This is a genomic window from Curtobacterium sp. BRB10 (assembly GCF_031844325.1).
Lineage (GTDB): Bacteria > Actinomycetota > Actinomycetes > Actinomycetales > Microbacteriaceae > Curtobacterium > Curtobacterium poinsettiae_A.
Window position 1 is genome coordinate 61,737 of the sequence record NZ_JAUZVA010000006.1, and the last position, 17,974, is coordinate 79,710.

Consider the following 17,974-nt stretch of genomic DNA (forward strand, 5'->3'; position numbering starts at 1 on the left):
TTCTCGCGATCGCAACACGGTCGCTCGGCGACGGATACGCTCCGGCCATGGACCAGCAGTCGAACACCACCGAGGAGCCCATCGAGTTCGCGGACTTCAACGCGAAGCTCCTGGTGCTCGACGTCCTCTGCTACGACCTCGACGTCCTCGACCCCTACGACCCGGACGCCGAGGACGAGACCGACGAGGACCTCGACGTCGACGGGCAGGACGACCGGGCGCGCGAGTACTACGACGACCTCGACCTGCTGCCGTCGCACCTGTCGCTCGTCACCGAGATCACGGTGGACTCCGACCTCGAGGTGCTGCAGGACGTGCACCCCGGCTGGGACGGCTCGGACGACCGCTTCGACCCGCAGAACTGGGACGACCTGCTCGACCTGCCGGAGCTCCGCACCGTGTACGCAGCCGCGCCGCTGCCCGCCCACGTCACCGAGCGGCTCGCGGCCAAGGGCATCGAGGTCCGCTCCGCCTGAGCGGGTCTCAACCGGGACGGACCGACGGTCAGCTAGCGGTCCAGCGCCCGCAACTGTTCGGTGAACTCCTTCGCACCGCCCTGCGCCGGGTGCCGCACGGCGGTCGCCTCGATGCCGGCCAGCGCGAGTGCCCCCTGCGCCTTCCGACCGACCGCGACCACCCGGACCCGGTCCACGCCGCCCAGGGCCTCCAGCAGCGCGAGGGCGACGGGCGCTCCCGAGCGGACCTCGGCGGGTCGGGGCGTCCGGTTCGTCAGCCGGTCCGGTGCCACGAAGGGGTGGTGCGGGAAGATCGCCCACGCGACGGGGAGCGCACCGCGCCAGCCGTCCAGTGCCGCGTGCACGACGCGCGACGACGCTTCCCACGGTGCGGTCGGTTCCGGCGGGACGAGGTACTCGGGTCCGAGCTCCCGCATGCTCGTGAACGGCACACCCGTGTTCGTCATGCCACGCCAACCCGGGGCCTCGGCCACGAGCAACGTGTCGGCCCCCGACCCGGACTGCTCCAGGTACCGTGTCAGGTTCGCTCGCCGCAGCCGTCCCTCGGCCGATCCGACGTCGTACAGCGCCTCGGCGTCCGACTCGACGGGCACGGCGTCGAGCGCCGCCCAGAACGCGGCGAACCGCCCGTCCGTCTCGCTCACGGGCGCCCGAGCACCCGGCGGTAGACGTCCTCGAGCCCCGCGGCCGACCGCTCCCAGCTGAGGCGCTCCGCGTGCTCCCGCCCCGCAGCGGCGAGTCCGGCGGCGTACGGCGCATCCGTCAGGATCCGCTCGATCTCGGCAGCCCACGCCTGCGGGTCGCGGGACTCGAGGACCACACCCGTCTCCCCGTCGACCACCGCTTCGCGCAGGCCCCCGGCAGCGGCGGCCACGACCGGCACCCCGGAAGCGGAGCCCTCGAGCGCGACGAGCCCGTACGTCTCGGAGTGGGACGGCACCAGCACGGCTGCCGCGCCGCGGAACAGGAACGCCAGGTCGGCACGTGACTGCGGCCCGATGAAGGTGACGTGGTCGGCGATGCCCCGCGCCTCGGCGAGCCGACGCAGTTCGTCCACGTAGTCGCCCGCCTCACTCGAGACGTCGCCCGCGATGACCAGGGTGGGGCGGGCCTCCAGGCTGATGTCCGCGATCGCCTCGATCGCCAGGTCCAGGCCCTTGAGCGGCTGCACGCGAGCCGCCGCGACCACGTAGGGGGTGGCGGCGCGGCGCGCACCGACCGCCGCGGGGCGGAAGACGGACCCGTCGACCCCCGGCGGCACGATCCAGATGCGGGCGTCGTCACCGCCGAGCCGTGTGCGCACGGTCGACGCCTCGGCCTCGGACACCACGACGACGGCGTCCGACTCGCGGGCCAGCAGTTCCTCGCCGGCGATGCGGCCCGCGGACTCGGGGCGTTCGCCCTCGGACAGCGGCGTGGCCGGGTCGGCGGCGATGGAGTGGAACGACTGCACGTGGGGGACGCCGCGCTCGCGGGCGACGGGCAGCGCGGCCGCGCCGGAGAACCAGTGGTGCGAGTGCAGGACGTCGAACGGCCCGAGCTGCTCCAGCTCGTGACGGAACGGCTCGATGAACGCGTCGTGCTCACCCTTCGGCACCGGTTCGGCCGGCCCCGCGGACAGGAACCGCAGGCACACGCCCGGCACGAGCGACACCGAGTCCGGCTGCGTCGGGGCGGACCGGCGGGTGATGATGTCCACGTGGTGGCCTCGGTCGGCCAGCGCCTCGGCCTGGTGCCGGACGACGACGTTCATGCCGCCGACCTCGCCCGAACCGGGTTCGTCTCCGGGGGAGGTGTGCAGCGACACCAGCCCGATGTGCAGGGGTTCGGTCGTCGTGCTCACCGCTCAACCCTAGCCGCGCGGCCTCCGCTGCGACGGGCGCGCGGGTGCCACCACGACGGGCCGGCGGCCCGCCTCGTCCAGCGGGTCGGACGGGAGGCCCCGATCACCTCCCAGGATCTGCACGCGCTGGTCGCCGTGTCGCTCCCAGAACGCCGCCGTCCACGCGCACAGGGCGCCGTCGAGCAGGTCCTCGCGGTGCTTGTGCGTCGGACCGTGCAGCACCGACGGGTCGGCGAGCCGCCGCGTCAGCGGGTGCGAGTCGAGCAGCAGCGGCGGGTCGAGCGGGGTCTCGCGCAGCCGCCGGATCAGCTCGTCGAAGGCCTCGGCACGACGGGCACGTGCCTCGGCAGCGGGGATCCGGAGATCGAGCCGCTTGTACCGGGGCCGTTCCACGTCGTAGCCGAGCTCCTCCACCCCGACCAGCGTCGTGTACGGGTAGCACTCGAACATCGCCGGACCGGTGCGTCGTCGCATCGAATCCGTGTCGGAGACGTACCCGACGCCCAGCGCGGTCAGCCGGTCGAGCAGCGCTGAGCCGGCGCTCGCCGCCGATGCCTGGTTGGTCGGGTTCGCGGCGACCTTCCACCGGCCGTAGCGCTGCCCGACCTGCCGCTCGGACTCGCGGATGCCCGTCGGGTTCGTCACGACGAGCGAGGCGTCCACGGCGATCAGGGATCGTGGCCCGAGGTGCTGGGCGATCCAGTCCGTGACGGCGTCGACCCCGCGGGCCCACCCGGCGTCGGTGATCGTGCCGTCGTGGTCCATCGCCACCAGCCCGGTCTCGTTCGCGGCCTTCCGCTCGGAGCCGAGACCCCACGCCAGGTCGATGCCGAGGTACGCGTTCACCCGCCCATCCTGCCGACCCCGGCCGCAATACACCGGTGTCCGCGCGCTGAACACCGGCGTGCGCGTGTTCGACCTGGGAACACCGGTGTCCAGCGGGAGCGCGTCGGCGCACACCCGGCTGCGGGCGGGCGGCTGCCACGCGTGTACGGTCCGCTGCATGGCGAGCGAAGCGACGACGGTGCGGGTGCCGGGGCCCGACGGTGACCGCGAGGTCCGGGTCAGCAGCCCCGCGCGGGTGCTCTGGCCCGAAGCGGGCATCACGAAGCTCGACCTGGCGGAGTACCTCGTGACGGTGGGCGACGCCTTCGTCCGGGCGAACGGCGACCGGCCGATCTCGCTGCAGCGGTTCCCGGGCGGCGTCGACGGCGAGCAGTTCTTCTCGAAGAACCCGCCGAAGGGTGCGCCCGACTACGTCCGCTCGATCACGGTGACCTACCCGAGCGCCCGCTCGCACCCGCAGCTCGTGATCGACGAGCCGGCGGTGGCGGTGTGGGCCGCCCAGATGAACACGGTGGTCTTCCACCCGTGGGCCTCTCGTGCCGAGGACAGCGATCACCCGGACCAGCTGCGGATCGACCTCGACCCGCAGCCCGGCACGGACTTCGGCGACACGGTGCCGGTGGCCGAGGAACTCAGGAAGGTCCTCGACGAGGTCGGCCTGACCACCTGGATCAAGACGAGCGGCAACCGCGGCCTGCACGTGTTCGCGCCGATCCGGCCCGAGCACGAGTTCCTCGAGGTGCGGCACGCGGTGATCGCCGCGGCGCGCGAACTCGAACGCCGGATGCCAGACCGGGTCACGACGGCGTGGTGGAAGGAGGAGCGGGGGCAGCGGATCTTCGTCGACTTCAACCAGGCGAACCGCGACCGCACGATGGCCGGTGCCTACAGCCCCCGAGCTCTCGCACACGCCTCGGTGTCCACGCCGATCACCTGGGACGAACTGCGCACCGCGGACCCGACGGCCTTCACGATCCGCACGGTGCCGGAGCGGCTGCTGACCACGGGTGACCCGTGGGAGTCGATGGGGGAGCAGCCGGGCAGCATCGCCCCGCTGCTCGAGTGGTGGGAGCGGGACCTGGCGAACGGCGAGGGGGAGCTGCCGTTCCCGCCGGACTTCCCGAAGATGCCCGGGGAGCCGCCGCGTGTGCAGCCCTCACGGGCGAAGAAGCCCAGCTGATGCCGAGCGGCCGACGCTGAGCCTCAGGCTGCGGAGGAGACGTCCCGCTGACGGTCCGGGTCCTCGACGCGCGTGGTGTGCGTCGGCAACCCGATGCTGGCGGTGTGCAGGCGGGTGAGCCGCGACCAGGTGCCGCGGTGCACGTCGGTGATGCCGTCGACGATCACGAGCCGAGTCCGACCGTGACGAGTGCGAGCGCCGTGGCGGTCACGCCGGCGATGGCGCTGATGACCGCGCTGAGCTGCAGGACGCGCTGGCGCCGTGCCTCTCGGACTTCTGTGAAGGGGCTCCGCCGCGGGTGGCGGACAAGCGTGCTGGTGCTCATGTCGACCGCTTTCGATCCGGGCGTCCGGACTGGACGCCTCGTGCTGCTGACATCATCCTGGCACGGCTTCGCTAGTTCGGCTAACTACTTTTCGCCGAACGTGACAGAACAGCGACAAACGGACACCACAGTGCGTTCCGCGTCAGGACAGCACGTCGCTCAGGTCGTACGCACTCGGCACCTCGAGCTGCTCGAACCCGCACGACTTCGCGTCACGGTCGGGTCGCCACCGCTCGAACTGCACGGTGTGCCGGAACCGGTCGCCCTCCATCTGGTCGTACCGGACCTCGAGCACCAGCTCCGGCGCCAGCCGGACGAACGACGTGTCGCGACCCGACGAGAACCGTGACCGTTCCCCGTCACCGGTGACGGGCCTCCCGTCCGCATCGCGGAGCACGACGGGCTCGAGCTCGTCGATCAACGCGGCCCGGCGCTTGTCGGAGAAGGCGGAGACGCCGCCGACCTGGCGGAGCTCGCCGTTCGCGTCGTACAGGCCGACCAGCAGGGACCCGACGCCGGAGCCGCTCTTGTGCACGCGGTAGCCGATGGCTACGACGTCGGCGGTGCGGTGGTGCTTGATCTTGAGCATCGAGCGCTTGTTCGGTTCGTAGGGCCGTGCGCGCGGCTTCGCGACGACGCCGTCGAGCCCGGCGCCCTCGAAGGTGGTGAGCCATTCGCGCGCCTGTTCGACGTCCAGCGTGGTGCGGGTGACGAAGAGCGGGTCGGTCATCGCGTCGCCGAGTTGCTCCAGGCGCTCGCGGCGCTCGTCGAAGGGCAGGTCGAGGAGCTCCTGTCCGTCGACCGCCAGCAGATCGAACGCCACGAACTGCGCCGGGGTCTCGACGCTGAGCTTGGCGATCCGTGAGGCCGCCGGGTGGATGCGCTGCGACAGCGCCTCCCAGTCCAGCCGCTCGGCGCCGGGCTCGCCGGAGCGCAGGATCACCTCGCCGTCCAGGACGACCGGGTGGTCGCGGCCGCCGAACTGCGCGCGGAACGCCTCGACGAGCTCGGGGAAGTACCGGGTGAGCGGCTTGGACCCGCGACTGCCGATCTCGACGTCGTCACCGTCGATGGTCACGATCCCACGGAAGCCGTCCCACTTCGGTTCGTACCGCAGCCCGCCCTTCGTGCTGTCCGGGTCGGGGACGGTGGCGACGGCCTTGGCGAGCATCGGTGCGATCTCCATGCGTCCTGTCTACTCGCGCGCGTCGGCAGGGCTGTCTGCCTGGAGGCCCGTGCTCCGCCCGGTGGATGTGCTCGGTGAGCAGAAATGGTCGGGTCCAGTGCCGGCACCCGACCATTTCTGCTCACCATGCACTGCAAGCGTGTTCAGCGTCGGCAGTCCGGCTCCATCTCCACCTGCGTGTGCGTGTTGGCGGTGTACGAGCGGCCTTCGGCTTGGTAGTCGATGAAGATGGGTCCTGTCGAACCTGATGTTCCCTTGTCGCGTGACAGGTGGATGGCGAGGTCGAAGTGCTCACCTGCGGGAACAGACCGGCCGATCGCAGACCTCGGATCGCCCCATTCCTCCGCCAACGGCCACGACACCGACCCGGTCCTGCTGTACGGGGAGACCGGAACCAGCAGGACTTCGTGCGTCGTCACGCCGATCTGCTCCGGAGTTCTGATGCCGGTGACCACGACGGACGGGCCGCTTTCCCTGTCGATCGGGATGCCGATCGAACCATCGAGGCGGGCGCTCTGGCACCAGACAGTGCCGCTGTCGGTGAACCGGAGCGGTCCGTTCGTCGACGGTGTGCACGAGGTGATCCCGAGCGTGAGGGCCACCGCGAGAGCGGGAACTCCTGCACGTTTCACTTGGTCACCGCCCGGATGGGCGTGCCTCCCCAGTAGCCGTGTGTGCCGCAGATGCGTTTGTTCGAAGATGAGTTGTTCGTGTACGACATCGAAGCCGAAGACGACCAACCGGTCTTCGCCGTGAGGTTCACTCCGAGCGGTCCGCTGAAGTTGACTGCATTGCTCCACGTGTTCGACGTCGTCGTCTTCCGCGTGACCGTGTCTCGTCGGCTCAGCGGTGTGCAGTACTTTGCCGATGGAACAGGAGCCCTCCTGACGGAGGAGCCACCCGCGTAGCCGTTCGCCTTCACGACGTGGTTGTACACGTTGTTCTTCGAGCTCCCGAGCGGACGGCACCACTGGGCGTACTGACCGTAGGTGAAGTACGTCGAGTACGCATTGCCGCCAGTCCGCGATCCGAAGCTCACGCCTGCGGTCGACGAGCGACTTGTCGTGCCCGCCTTCGACCAGGTGCCGCCTCGCCCGCTGGCCGAGTACGCCACTCCGAGGCTGGACGAAGCCCCGGCCTTGTACGTGAACCTCCCGGTCGTCGAGCCGGCCATCGCGTAGGTCGCCCCGACCAGCACGCGACGGGTACCCAGATTCTTGGTCTTCGTCTCCCCGCACACCTGCGTCATCGGCGCTGCGCCCGAACCTTGGACCGCCGGGGCTGATCCCTCCGCGATCAAGCCGGCTTCCAGTGGAGATTCGATGGTGGTGGTTCCGGTGATCTGCAACGGTTCGGTCGTAGCTGCCCGAGCCGGCGACGTCTCCTGGTCGAAGGCAGGGTCAACCAGGAGCACTCGACCGTCGGCGTGGACGATCTTGCGGCTGATCGAGAAGGGGGCCAGTGCAGTCCCGTCCACGGCGCGGACCTCGAAGTCGACGACGGCGGACTCGTCCGCCAACGCTTCGACCGTCGCGATGTCGCCGATGGTCAACTCGAAGGCCCCACTCGCTCCGACGCGGGATGTCGCGACGCGGACGGACTCGACGGTCCGGCCCACCGTGGAGTCGGCATGGTCTCGAGCAGTTGCGAACAGTGCGACGGGCGCGCCCCTCGAGAACGGCGATCCGTCCGCCCGTGTCGCGGTTCCGTCGATCGTCGGCCCGGGGGAAGCGCTCGCTGCTGCGAACGGGGAGATCGTCATCGATGTGGCCGCAAGACCGATGCTCGCGATCAGGACTGTGAACTTGCGCATGGATTCCTCTCGTCGGGATCAGCGATCACGTCTGAACATAGTGGAATACCAAAGGTGAAACAATAGATTGCACGGCACTGCTCCTGCAGCATGAACCCGCGGCGTCGGTATCGTGGCGAGCGTGACGACCGTGCCCCCGCCGGCAGCGCCGGCCCCGGAACCGATCAGCCCCGTGCAGGCCGCCGCGCTCCGCGACGGCGTCCTGCCACCCGTCGAGCAGGTCCGGCCGGGCATCTGGACCCTCGCGGTGCCGTTCCGGTTCGGGGTGCCCGACGCGACCCTGGTCTACGTCGTCGAGGGGTCGGACGGCTCGCTCGCGGTGATCGACCCCGGGTGGTCGGCCGACGGTGGGCTCGCCGAGCTGCGGGACGGGCTCGCAGCGATCGGACGCACCCTGGACGACGTGTCGCTCGTGGCCGTGACGCACCTGCACGCGGACCACCTGGGTGCCGCGGCGGCCGTCCGCCGGGCGACGGGTGCACGTGTGGCGATGCACGGCCTCGAGGTGCGCGCGCTCGAACGGGAGCGCACCGACGCGAAGCGGAACGACGCCGACATCGCGACGTGGGGGCTGCCCGAACACCTGCGGGCCGGGGTCGTCGAGGCGTGGGGCAGCGGTCGCCGGATCGGGATGGGCCGGATCGAGGCGCCGTTCGCCGACGTCCTGCTCGAGGACGGCGACCCGCTGCCGATCCCCGGCCGGACGATCCGCACACTGTGGACTCCGGGGCACACGGCCGGGCACGTCTGCTTCCTCGACGAGCCCGACGGTCTGCTGTTCTCCGGCGACCACGTGCTGCCGCGGATCAACTCCGGCATCGGGCTCGGAGGCCGGACCGGCACGAACCCGCTCGGGGACTACCTCGCCTCGCTCGCGCGGCTCGAGCCGTACTCCGACCTCGAGGTCTGCCCGGGGCACGAGTACCGGTTCCGTGACGTCGTCACCCGCGCGCAGACCCTGGCCCGGCACCGGGAGGAACGCTCACGTCACGTCGCGGCGGCCCTCGACGCGCTGGCCCGTCCGACGCTGTTCGAGGTCGCCGCCCGGGTGCCCTTCAGCGGTGGGATCGAGTCGATGACCGGGTTCCTGCTCGCGAGCGCGCTGACGCAGACGGCCTTCCACGCAGACCTGCTCGGGCGGGCCGACGAGGTCCGGCCCGCCTGACGAGCGCCACGGACGCGCGGGTCAGCCGAGCGTCGTCGCGAGCCGCTCGATCGTCGTCTTCGCGTCGGCGAACTCCGCGGCGGCGTGCTCGGCCAGCGGTGCGAGATCCGGCAGCCGGTCGGCCAGGGTCGCGCTGACGGTGATCGGGTACAGCTTCATGCCGAGCGCGGTGCCGAGCACGATGTGCAGGACGGGGGAGCCGTGGTCCCAGCCCTCGGTCGGGGTGCCGGCGTCGTAGGTGGCTCCGCGGCTCACCACGGTGACGACGGGGCGGCCGGCCAGGGGCTGCACGCCGCCGGTCAGGATGCCGGGCACGTGGATGCGGTCGATCCAGGCCTTCAGGGTCGACGGCACGGTGTAGTTGTACAGCGGCGCACCCACCACGACGACGTCGGCGGCCAGGAGCTCGTCGATGACCGCCTGGCGCAGGGCCTCTGCCTCGGGCGCGACGGTCTCCTCCGCGGTGCGGTCGGCGGCGGCCCAGTGCAGCGCCGAGCTCTCGAGGTGGGGGAGCTGGTCGACGTGCAGGTCCCGCCGGACGACCGTGTACTCCGGGCCGCGGGCGCGCCAGGCGTCGGCGAAGGCCGCGGTCAGGGCACGCGAGCGGGAGTGGGACAGGTCGGCCGAGGAGTCGATGTGCAGCAGCGTGGGCATGTCGCCAACGCTACCGGCGCGGACCCGGCCGGGCGCGGATGCGGAAACGGCCCCGCCTGCTCCGGTGGAGGAGCAGGCGGGGCCGTCACGGGCCTCCCGTCCACCGCGCGGGCACGCGACGGACGGGAGACGTCTCAGGGTGTCAGCGCTGGGCGCGGCGACGGCGCGCGAAGCGGGCGCCGATGAGGCCGGCACCGGCGACGAGCAGGCCCAGGGCCCACGGCAGTGCGTCGGTGGTGTCCGAGCCGGTGTAGGCGAGCTGGCCACCGGTGTTGACCGGGGCGACCGGGGCCGCTGCCGGCGCGACCGGGGTCGGGTCGGCGATGCCGGCGACCGCGGTCGGCTGGACGTCGACGGCGAACGACGTGCTGAACGAACCGAAGGCGACGGACAGGTTGTGCACCGAGGCGTGCGGGAACGTGACGCCGACGATGCCGAAGTCACCGAGTTCGGGGTCCGGAGCGATCACGTCGCTGGCGACGTCCGACGTGACGGTCGGCAGGACCGTCTCGTCCTCGTCGGCCAGGATGTCGTTGCCGTACCGGTCGACGAGCCCGCCCTGGACGACGAGCGTGCCGCCCTGCTTCACGGTCGGACGACCGCCGTCGGTGAACACGACCGAGAAGGAGTCGTCGGTGGACTCGGCGTCGACCGTGTAGACGGAGCCGTCGGGCGCGATGACCCACGAGCGCTGCTTCTCGGCTTCCAGCTGCGAACGGTCGATCGTGTAGACCTGCACGCCGAGCGGAGCGCCGGCTTCGACGGTGAGTGACACGTACTGGGTGACGGACTCGGTTCCGCTCGTCGCGGTCACCGCGAACTCGTAGTCCCACGCGTCGGTCGTGACGCCGCTGAGTTCACCGGTCGAGGCGTCGAAGGTCAGACCGTCGGGGAGCTGGTCCTCGGGGGCCGCCTCGTCCTCGGGGAACTCCTCGGCGTACTCGGCATCGTCCTCGGAGAACCAGGCGAGGCTGTACTTCGGCTCCGGGAAGCCCTGCGCACGGAAGGTGTGCGAGAAGGCGTCACCGGCGGCGGTGCTCAGCTCGAGCGGGCTGTCCTGCGTGGCGCCGGCCTCGGTGGGCTGGCCGTCCTCGCCGAGGAACGCCGGCGTCTGCGTCACGGCCGCGGTGGCCTCGGACTCGACCGTGGAGGTCTCGGTCGCGCCGGGCAGCGTGCCCGTCACGGCGACGGTGATGGTCTTGCGGACGTCGGTCGGGTCGACGACGTAGCTCGCGGCCTTCGACAGGACGTTGCCGTCCTGGTCGGTCCACGAGTACTTGTACCCCGCCTCGTCGTCGAAGCCGGTGACGACGGCGACGAGTCGGGTGCCGACCTTCGCCGTGCCCTCGATGGTGACGGTGGCGTCGGCGGCCTTGGCCGTGACGTCGGGCTTCGGCGTCTCGGTCGGCTTCGGGGCCTCGGTGGCGGCAGGCGCGGTGGTCTCCGGTGCGGCCGGCTCGCCGGCCTCGGGGGTGGGTGCCGCCGGGGTCTCCTCGGCCGGAGCCGGGGTCTCGGGCGCGGTCTCGGCGGGCGGGTCCGTCGGCGTGGGCGTCTCGTCGGAGACGACCGGGGCGGGCGTCTCGGCAGCCACGACCGGCTGCGTCGTGTCGAGCGTCTCGGCGTTGGCGGCCGTCGCGGTCATGATGCCGAGGCCGGTGGTCAGGCCCACCAGTGCGACGGTGGTGCCGACGGCGCAGGCGCGACGGACGGTGGAGGTGCTGCGGTGCACGGGTTCCCCCCAGGGGTCGGTCCGGGCTCTTCGCCCGGATCATGTGAATTTGCCGAGAATGTCGGCGCTCTCGGATCGTAGCGGGATGACGTTGCCGGGCTGTGACGATTCACCGGAATGTGACCCGGGTTGGGGGTGCGTGCGGGAAACCGCCTGACCCCCGCACGCGCGGCGCGTCCTGTGGGTGCGGAAGGGCGGACGGGAGGCGCGGTGCACGCCCGCACCGCGCCTCCCGTCCGTTGGGGCCGCGTCTCAGGCGCGACGGCGACGCAGACGGTGGACCAGCAGACCGCCGCCGGCGGCGAGCAGGCCCAGCGCCCACGCGAGCGGCCCGGAGGCGTCGGCGCCCGTGTAGGCGAGGTGCCCGCCGCCTGCCGTCGGGGTCGGGTTGCCGACGGTCGCGACCGTCGGCCGCACGTCCACGTCGAACGTGGTCGAGACGTCACCGAGGGCGACCGTGATGGTGTGCGGCGAGGCGTGCGGGAACCCGACGCGGGGCTCCCACTCGCCGTACGGCAGCGTCACTTCGTCGCTGGCCACGCTGCTCGTCACGACCGGCTGCGCGCCGTCGGACTCCTTCGTGCTGTTCCCGAACGCGTCGAGGGCCGTCACCCGGACGACCATCGTCGACCCCTGGGCCACCGGGACGGCGTCGACCGGGATCGACTTCGGGCTCTCCGCGAAGACCTCGCGCAGGCCCTCGGCATCCCGGAGCCACCCCTTCGGGGACCCGATCGTGCCGACGAGCAGGCTGAGTTCCTTCGTCGCGGCGGGACGGATGGACAGGTGGACGTACTGGGTGGCAGCGCGGGACCCGTTCATGGCCATGACCTGGAAGTCGTACTCGCCGGCCACCGTCGGGGCACCGCTCAGGACCCCGCTCGTGTCACCGACGGCGAGGCCGAGCGGTGCGATCGGGTGTTCGTTGCCCGGCACGGGGAACGCCGTCGGGCCGGTCAGCAGGACGTAGTGCAGTTCCGTCGACGACCCCGTCGCGGTGAAGGTGCGCTCGATCTGCTCGCCCGCGGTGGTCTCGATGCGGATGGGCGACTCGGGCGTCGAGGGTTCCGTGAACGTGATGGTGTCCGGGGCGGCGGGCTCGTCGGTGTCCTCGCCGCCGACCACGACCTCGAACGACGTGGAGACGCCCCCCTCGGAGACCGTCACGGTCCGGGTGCCGGTGCCGCCGAAGGTCACGGTGTTCGAGGAGCCCCCGTCGTTCCACACCGCCGCGTCGGAGTCGTCCGTGCTCGTGACCGTCGACCGGGGGTAGTCCGGACCCGGCGTGGTCCGGTTGCCGTACGCGTCGACCGCCAGGCCGGCGAGCGTGAGCGGGGTTCCCTCGGCGACCGGGATGTTGGGCACGATGCGGACGCGGCCCTGCCCAGCGGCCTGTTCCCAGATCGTGCCGTCGGTCTCGACCTGCCACAGCCCGTCGTGGTTCGGGGTGGCGACACTGAACGTCACGCCCACAGGGTCGCCGGGTGCGACCGTCAGCTCGACGTACTGCGTGATCTCCGTCGAGCCGCTCAGGGCGACGACCTGGAACCGGAAGGTCCCGGCCTCCTTCGGGTCGCCGCTCAGGACACCGGTGTCGACGTTGACCCAGTAGTCGGAAGACGGGGCGTCCTGGATGGCGTAGCCGACGGTGCCGTCGCCGCCGGTGGTCTCGAAGATGCGGGTGAAGGGCGTGCCGCTGGTGGCGGTGAGCTCGATCGGGTCCTCGGCAGTGGACGGTTCCGTGAAGGCGAGGTCGCTGCCGTCCTCGGCGGCCGGGGTCGGCTCGGCCGCCGCCGGCGCCGCTGGTGCCACAGGCGTGGCCGGTGCGGTGGGTGTCGTGGGCTCTGGTGCCGGCGTTCCTGGGACGGCGGTCGGCGTCGGGTCGGTGGAGGGGCCTCCCGGCTGCTCGTCCGTGTCGACCGTCGCGACGGGCGCGACGGGCGCGACGGGCGCGACGGGCATACCGGGTGTCGCCGTGCTCGTGGTGGTCGTGGGCTCGGCCGCGACGGCGGTCGCGGTGCCGATGCCGAACGCCGACGACGCGGTGACGATGGCGACGGCTGCGCCGATGGCGGCGACCCGTCGCGTGGTGGCGGTGCAGGGCTGGTTCATGGGATCCCCCTCGGATGCGGTCGGGGCACCGGCAGGTGCCCTCATCCAGGAGATGTCCGCGTCCACGAGATCCTGACGGATGCACAGGTCTCGATCCGGTCACGGCGCTGGAGGGAGTGCGCTGGATGGCGTGCGCTGGACGGCGTACGCGCCGGCGGATCAGTCGGCGACGGCTGCTGCCGCACGCTCGAGCGCGTCGCGGAGTGCGCGGACCGCCGGGGACGACGACCCCGCGGACCGCACCACCGTGAAGATCGTGCGTCGGGGGCCCTCCGGCAGCTCGAGCAGCCGACAGGTCGTCGTCCGACCGGTCCACATCAGGTCCGGCATCAGGCTGACGGCGTTGCCCGACTCGACCAGGCGGATCTGCGTCTGCAGGTCGGCGGTCTCGTACCGGACGTCGGGCTCGAAGCCCCAGCGCCGACAGACCTGCTCGGCGAAGTGCCGCGACGCGGTGCCCCGGGGCTCCATCACCCAGGGCATGGTGCGCGCGTCCTCGAGCGACCCCACCGGGCGCAGGGCCGTGTCGAGCGGGGGCAGGGCGAGCCGGACCGCATCGGTCGTCAGGTCGGAGCGGTCGAGCCCGGGCAGGTGCGGAGCGGCATGGGCCGGGTACTGCTCGGCGATCACCATGTCGAAGTCGCGAGCCCACGTCTCGTTCAGTGCGGTCTCCGGTTCCCGCTGCACCATCTCGACCCGGACGTCGGGGTGTTCCGTGGCCATCTCGTGCAGGGCGCTCGGCATCAGGGCGAGGGCCGCGGACTGGAACACGGCGACCCGGACGCGGCCCTGCACGGACGACAGGGTCTCCTCGACCTGCGACTGCGCGTGCTCGAGGACGTCGAGCACCTGGCCCGCCGCGGCGACCAACACCTCGGCCTGCGGGGTGAGCTGCAGCCGTCGCCCGGCCTTGCGGAGGAGCTGCACGCCGGCCTCCCGCTCCAGGGCGCTCAGCTGCTGCGAGACCGCCGACGGGGTGAAGTTCACGGCCTCGGCGACGGCCGCGATCGTGCCGCGGATGGACAGCTCACGGAGGAGCACGAGACGGCGGACGTCGAGCATGGTCCGACGCTAGCCGGGCCGAGCCCGGAACGGTAGCGCAACTGAACGGTATCCATCAGGAACGCTCACTTCCGCTACTGCATCCCGGACCTCCACACTGAACCCATGACGACGTTGCACGAGGACTCCGCCATCGACCACGACGCCCTGGCGGACCAGTCCGTCGCGCTCGTCCGACAGTGGCTCGCCGAGGCCGAGACCTACCCGGTCGACGGCTCCGCGAAGCAGCTCGCCGGGGTGCTCGCCGACCCCGCGGGACTCGACTTCGCCGTCGGGTTCGTCGACGGGGTCGTGCGACCGGAAGACCTCGCCGTCGCCGCCCGCAAGCTCCGACAGATCGCCCCGGACGCCCCCGGGTTCCTGCCCGCCGCGCTCCGCGGACTCGTCCGACTCGGCGGCGGCATGGCCCCGGTGCTGCCGAACGTCGTCGTCCCCATCGCCCGACGCGTCCTCCGCAACATGGTCGGCCACCTCATCGTCGACGCCACCGACTCCAAGCTCGGCCCGGCCATCGCCGGCATCAAGCGCGACGGCGTCCGCCTCAACGTCAACCTGCTCGGCGAGGCCGTGCTGGGCGAGCGCGAAGCCGCCCGCCGACTCGAGGGCACGCACAAGCTGCTGGCCCGCGACGACGTCGACTACGTCTCGATCAAGGTGTCCTCGACCGTGCACCCGCACTCGCCGTGGGCGTTCGACCACGCGGTCGACGACATCGTCGAGCAGCTCCGACCGCTCTTCCAGCGCGCCGCAGCCGCCAGCCCGGCCAAGTTCATCAACCTCGACATGGAGGAGTACAAGGACCTCGACCTCACCATCGCGGTCTTCACGAAGCTCCTCGACGAGCCCGAGTTCCTCGGCCTCGAAGCCGGCATCGTGCTGCAGGCGTACCTGCCCGACGCGCTCGCCGCGATGCAGGAGCTGCAGGAGTGGTCCGCCGCCCGCCGTGCCCGTGGTGGTGCCGGCATCAAGGTCCGGCTGGTCAAGGGCGCGAACCTGCCGATGGAGCAGGTCGAGGCCTCGGTGCACGGCTGGCCGCTCGCCACCTGGCACACCAAGCAGGACTCCGACACCAACTACAAGCGCGTGCTCGACTGGGCGCTCACCCCCTCGCGCGTCGAGAACGTGCGCGTCGGTGTCGCCGGGCACAACCTGTTCGACGTCGCGCACGCGTGGCTGCTCGCCGGTGAGCGCGGGGTGCGGGACGGCATCGAGTTCGAGATGCTGCTCGGCATGGCGCAGGGGCAGGCGTCGGCCGTGAAGAACACGGTCGGCTCGCTCCTGCTCTACACGCCGGTCGTCCACCCGGGCGAGTTCGACGTCGCGATCGCCTACCTGATCCGTCGTCTGGAAGAGGGCGCGTCGCAGGACAACTTCATGTCCGCGGTCTTCTCGCTGGTCTCCTCGCCGCCGCTGTTCGCCCGCGAGGAAGCCCGCTTCCGCGCCTCGCTCGAGCCGCTTGCGCAGCCCGGCGGACTCGACGCACCGCCGTCGCACCGCGTCGCCGACCGGTACGCCGCCGTCGGCCGCCCCGGCCCCGGTCACTTCGAGAACACCCCGGACAGCGACCCCTCGGTCGGCGCCGTCCGCGCCTGGGGCGACGCCATCACCGCGCGGGTCGCCTCGTCGACGCTCGGTGTCCGGGCCGTCCAGGAGGCCCGGGTCGACTCCGCCACGGCGCTCGACACCGCGCTCGGCCGCGCCAAGGCCGCCGGTGCGGTCTGGGGCACCTGGTCCGGTGGCGCACGTGGCGCCGTGCTCCACGCCGTCGGCGACGCACTCGAGGCGAACCGCGCCGCGCTCATCGAGGTCATGGCGTCGGAGACCGGCAAGACCATCGACCAGGCCGACCCCGAGGTGTCCGAGGCGATCGACTTCGCGCACTTCTACGGCACCCTGGCGTCCTCGCTCGACGACGTCGACGGTGCGACCTTCACGCCCGCGGCGCTGACCTTGGTCGCGCCGCCGTGGAACTTCCCCGTGGCGATCCCCGCCGGATCGACCCTCGCTGCGCTGGCGGCCGGGTCGGCCGTCGTGCTGAAGCCCGCGCCGCCCGCCGAGCGCTCCGGGGCAGTGCTCGCCTCGATCATCGAGACCGCGCTCGACGCGCACGGGGCCCCGGCCGACGTGCTCGCCTTCCTGCAGGTGTCGGAGAACGACCTCGGGCAGCAGCTCATCGCGTCCCCGATGGTCGACCAGGTCATCCTCACCGGTGCGTACGAGACGGCCGAGCTGTTCCGCTCGTTCCGTCCCGACCTGCCGCTGCTCGCCGAGACCTCGGGCAAGAACGCCGTGATCGTCACGCCGTCGTCCGACCTCGACCTCGCCGTGAAGGACGTCGTCGCATCGGCCTTCGGCCACGCCGGCCAGAAGTGCTCGGCCGCGTCCCTCGTCGTCATGGTCGGCTCGGTCGCCAGGTCGAAGCGCTTCCGGAACCAGCTGCTCGACGCGGTGGCCTCGCTCACGGTGGGCTACCCGACCGACGCCGCGACCCAGATGGGCCCGGTCATCGAGCCGGCCTCGGGCAAGCTGCTCGACGGCCTGACGAAGCTCGGCGCGGGGGAGTCCTGGGCCGTCGAGCCGAAGCAGCTCGACGAGACCGGCAGGCTCTGGAGCCCGGGTGTCCGACAGGGCGTCCGCCGTGGCTCCGAGTTCCACCGCACCGAGTACTTCGGCCCGATCCTCGGCATGATGACCGCGGACTCGCTCGACGAGGCGATCGACATCGTGAACGAGGTCGACTACGGCCTGACCTCGGGCCTGCACTCGCTCGACCCGGCCGAGATCGGCACGTGGCTGTCGCGGATCCAGGCGGGCAACCTCTACGTCAACCGCGGCATCACGGGCGCCATCGTCCGCCGTCAGCCGTTCGGCGGCTGGAAGAAGTCGGCGGTCGGCGCGGGCACCAAGGCCGGTGGGCTGAACTACCTGCTCGGGCTCGGGTCGTGGACGCCTGCGCCGGCGGTCGCCGCGTCCGGTGTCGCCGTGTCGGGTCCGGTCTCGGCGTTCGTCCGGGCGGCCGAGGTGAGCTCGGAGGCGCTCGACCGCTCGCTGGCTTCGGACGAGCAGGCGTGGTCGACGCTGTTCGGCACCGCGATCGACGTCTCGGCGCTCAGCGCCGAGCGGAACATCGCGCGGTACCTGCCGTTCCCGTCGGTGCAGGTGCGGCTGGCCGCTGCCGACGAGGACGCTGTCCCGGAGCTCGTCCGCGTCGTCGCCGCTGCACTCCGTGCCGGCACGACGATCGAGGTCTCCACGGCCGCGACGCTGCCGTCGGCCGTCGCCTCGGCGATCCGCTCGCTGCCGATCGTCCGCTCGCTGTCGCAGACGGTGTCCGACGAGGCCTTCGCGAGCTCGGTCGCCTCGGGACCGTCGACCCGGGTGCGGCTCATCGGTGGCGACACCTCGGCGCTGTACTCGGCCGTCGGAGGCCGTCCGGACGTCGCGGTGTACGGCGGCCCAGTGACCGAGGCCGGGCGGCTCGAGATCCTGCCGTTCGTCCGCGAGCAGGCGGTGTCGATCACGGCGCACCGCTTCGGCACGCCGAACCACCTGACCGACGACCTGATCTGACCGGACCGCGGCG

The 17,974-nt window shown here is 71.8% G+C and carries 16 protein-coding genes; 4 read left to right on the top strand and 12 right to left on the bottom strand.

Features of this window, described 5'->3' with window-relative positions; genetic code table 11:
* Nucleotides 1–47 precede the first annotated feature (47 nt).
* Nucleotides 48–476: a DUF6892 domain-containing protein gene (locus Q9R26_RS13760; protein WP_182065563.1), complete on the top strand. Its 429-nt coding sequence runs from the start codon at nt 48–50 to the stop codon at nt 474–476.
* A gap of 32 nt (nt 477–508) precedes the next feature.
* On the opposite strand, the gene Q9R26_RS13765 is transcribed toward Q9R26_RS13760, so the two are convergent.
* The 3 genes from Q9R26_RS13765 to Q9R26_RS13775 are packed head-to-tail and all read right to left on the bottom strand — an operon-like array spanning nt 509 to nt 3,165.
* On the bottom strand, nt 509–1,120 hold the full coding sequence (locus Q9R26_RS13765; RefSeq protein ID WP_259577471.1) for a uracil-DNA glycosylase: 612 nt from the start codon (nt 1,118–1,120) through the stop codon (nt 509–511).
* On the bottom strand, nt 1,117–2,319 hold the full coding sequence (locus tag Q9R26_RS13770; RefSeq protein ID WP_182065561.1) for a glycosyltransferase: 1,203 nt from the start codon (nt 2,317–2,319) through the stop codon (nt 1,117–1,119). Before Q9R26_RS13770 ends, Q9R26_RS13765 begins: the two co-directional genes overlap by 4 nt.
* 9 nt (nt 2,320–2,328) lie before the next feature.
* On the bottom strand, nt 2,329–3,165 hold the full coding sequence (locus Q9R26_RS13775; protein WP_311227587.1) for a DUF429 domain-containing protein: 837 nt from the start codon (nt 3,163–3,165) through the stop codon (nt 2,329–2,331).
* 157 nt (nt 3,166–3,322) lie between these two features.
* Here Q9R26_RS13775 and ligD point away from each other — a divergent pair, with 157 nt between their 5' ends.
* The gene (gene ligD, locus Q9R26_RS13780) at nt 3,323–4,345 is read left to right on the top strand and encodes a non-homologous end-joining DNA ligase (RefSeq protein WP_311227588.1); all 1,023 of its coding nucleotides are present in this window, start codon (nt 3,323–3,325) and stop codon (nt 4,343–4,345) included.
* A gap of 23 nt (nt 4,346–4,368) precedes the next feature.
* On the opposite strand, the gene Q9R26_RS13785 is transcribed toward ligD, so the two are convergent.
* The 5 genes from Q9R26_RS13785 to Q9R26_RS13805 form a co-directional block, all read right to left on the bottom strand.
* Nucleotides 4,369–4,512 carry a hypothetical protein gene (locus Q9R26_RS13785; RefSeq protein WP_155896788.1) on the bottom strand — a complete coding sequence of 48 codons (144 nt, stop codon included), beginning with the start codon at nt 4,510–4,512 and terminating at the stop codon, nt 4,369–4,371.
* Nucleotides 4,509–4,670: a hypothetical protein gene (locus Q9R26_RS13790; RefSeq protein ID WP_163343780.1), complete on the bottom strand. Its 162-nt coding sequence runs from the start codon at nt 4,668–4,670 to the stop codon at nt 4,509–4,511. Before Q9R26_RS13790 ends, Q9R26_RS13785 begins: the two co-directional genes overlap by 4 nt.
* Before the next feature lie 142 nt (nt 4,671–4,812).
* Nucleotides 4,813–5,856: an ATP-dependent DNA ligase gene (locus Q9R26_RS13795; RefSeq protein WP_311227589.1), complete on the bottom strand. Its 1,044-nt coding sequence runs from the start codon at nt 5,854–5,856 to the stop codon at nt 4,813–4,815.
* A 143-nt stretch (nt 5,857–5,999) separates the two neighbouring features.
* On the bottom strand, nt 6,000–6,458 hold the full coding sequence (locus Q9R26_RS13800) for a hypothetical protein (protein ID WP_311227590.1): 459 nt from the start codon (nt 6,456–6,458) through the stop codon (nt 6,000–6,002).
* 26 nt (nt 6,459–6,484) lie between these two features.
* Nucleotides 6,485–7,669 carry a hypothetical protein gene (locus tag Q9R26_RS13805; RefSeq protein WP_311227591.1) on the bottom strand — a complete coding sequence of 395 codons (1,185 nt, stop codon included), beginning with the start codon at nt 7,667–7,669 and terminating at the stop codon, nt 6,485–6,487.
* A 121-nt stretch (nt 7,670–7,790) separates the two neighbouring features.
* Between Q9R26_RS13805 and Q9R26_RS13810 the strand changes: the two genes are divergently transcribed.
* Nucleotides 7,791–8,834, top strand: a complete 1,044-nt coding sequence (locus Q9R26_RS13810; protein WP_311227592.1) for an MBL fold metallo-hydrolase — start codon at nt 7,791–7,793, stop codon at nt 8,832–8,834.
* A gap of 21 nt (nt 8,835–8,855) precedes the next feature.
* On the opposite strand, the gene Q9R26_RS13815 is transcribed toward Q9R26_RS13810, so the two are convergent.
* From Q9R26_RS13815 to Q9R26_RS13830, 4 genes are all read right to left on the bottom strand, one after another.
* Nucleotides 8,856–9,488: an FMN-dependent NADH-azoreductase gene (locus Q9R26_RS13815; protein ID WP_209050656.1), complete on the bottom strand. Its 633-nt coding sequence runs from the start codon at nt 9,486–9,488 to the stop codon at nt 8,856–8,858.
* A gap of 142 nt (nt 9,489–9,630) precedes the next feature.
* Entirely contained in the window at nt 9,631–11,217 is a 1,587-nt protein-coding gene (locus Q9R26_RS13820; RefSeq protein WP_259577478.1) for a putative Ig domain-containing protein, read from the bottom strand.
* A 252-nt stretch (nt 11,218–11,469) separates the two neighbouring features.
* Nucleotides 11,470–13,329, bottom strand: coding sequence for a hypothetical protein (locus tag Q9R26_RS13825; RefSeq protein ID WP_311227593.1), 1,860 nt, complete (start codon nt 13,327–13,329; stop codon nt 11,470–11,472).
* A gap of 159 nt (nt 13,330–13,488) precedes the next feature.
* Nucleotides 13,489–14,391 (bottom strand): LysR substrate-binding domain-containing protein, encoded by a 903-nt coding sequence (locus Q9R26_RS13830; RefSeq protein ID WP_311227594.1) that lies wholly within the window; start codon nt 14,389–14,391, stop codon nt 13,489–13,491.
* A 105-nt stretch (nt 14,392–14,496) separates the two neighbouring features.
* On the opposite strand from Q9R26_RS13830, the gene Q9R26_RS13835 reads away from it, so the two are divergent.
* Nucleotides 14,497–17,961: a bifunctional proline dehydrogenase/L-glutamate gamma-semialdehyde dehydrogenase gene (locus Q9R26_RS13835; protein WP_311227595.1), complete on the top strand. Its 3,465-nt coding sequence runs from the start codon at nt 14,497–14,499 to the stop codon at nt 17,959–17,961.
* The last annotated feature ends 13 nt before the right edge of the window (nt 17,962–17,974 follow it).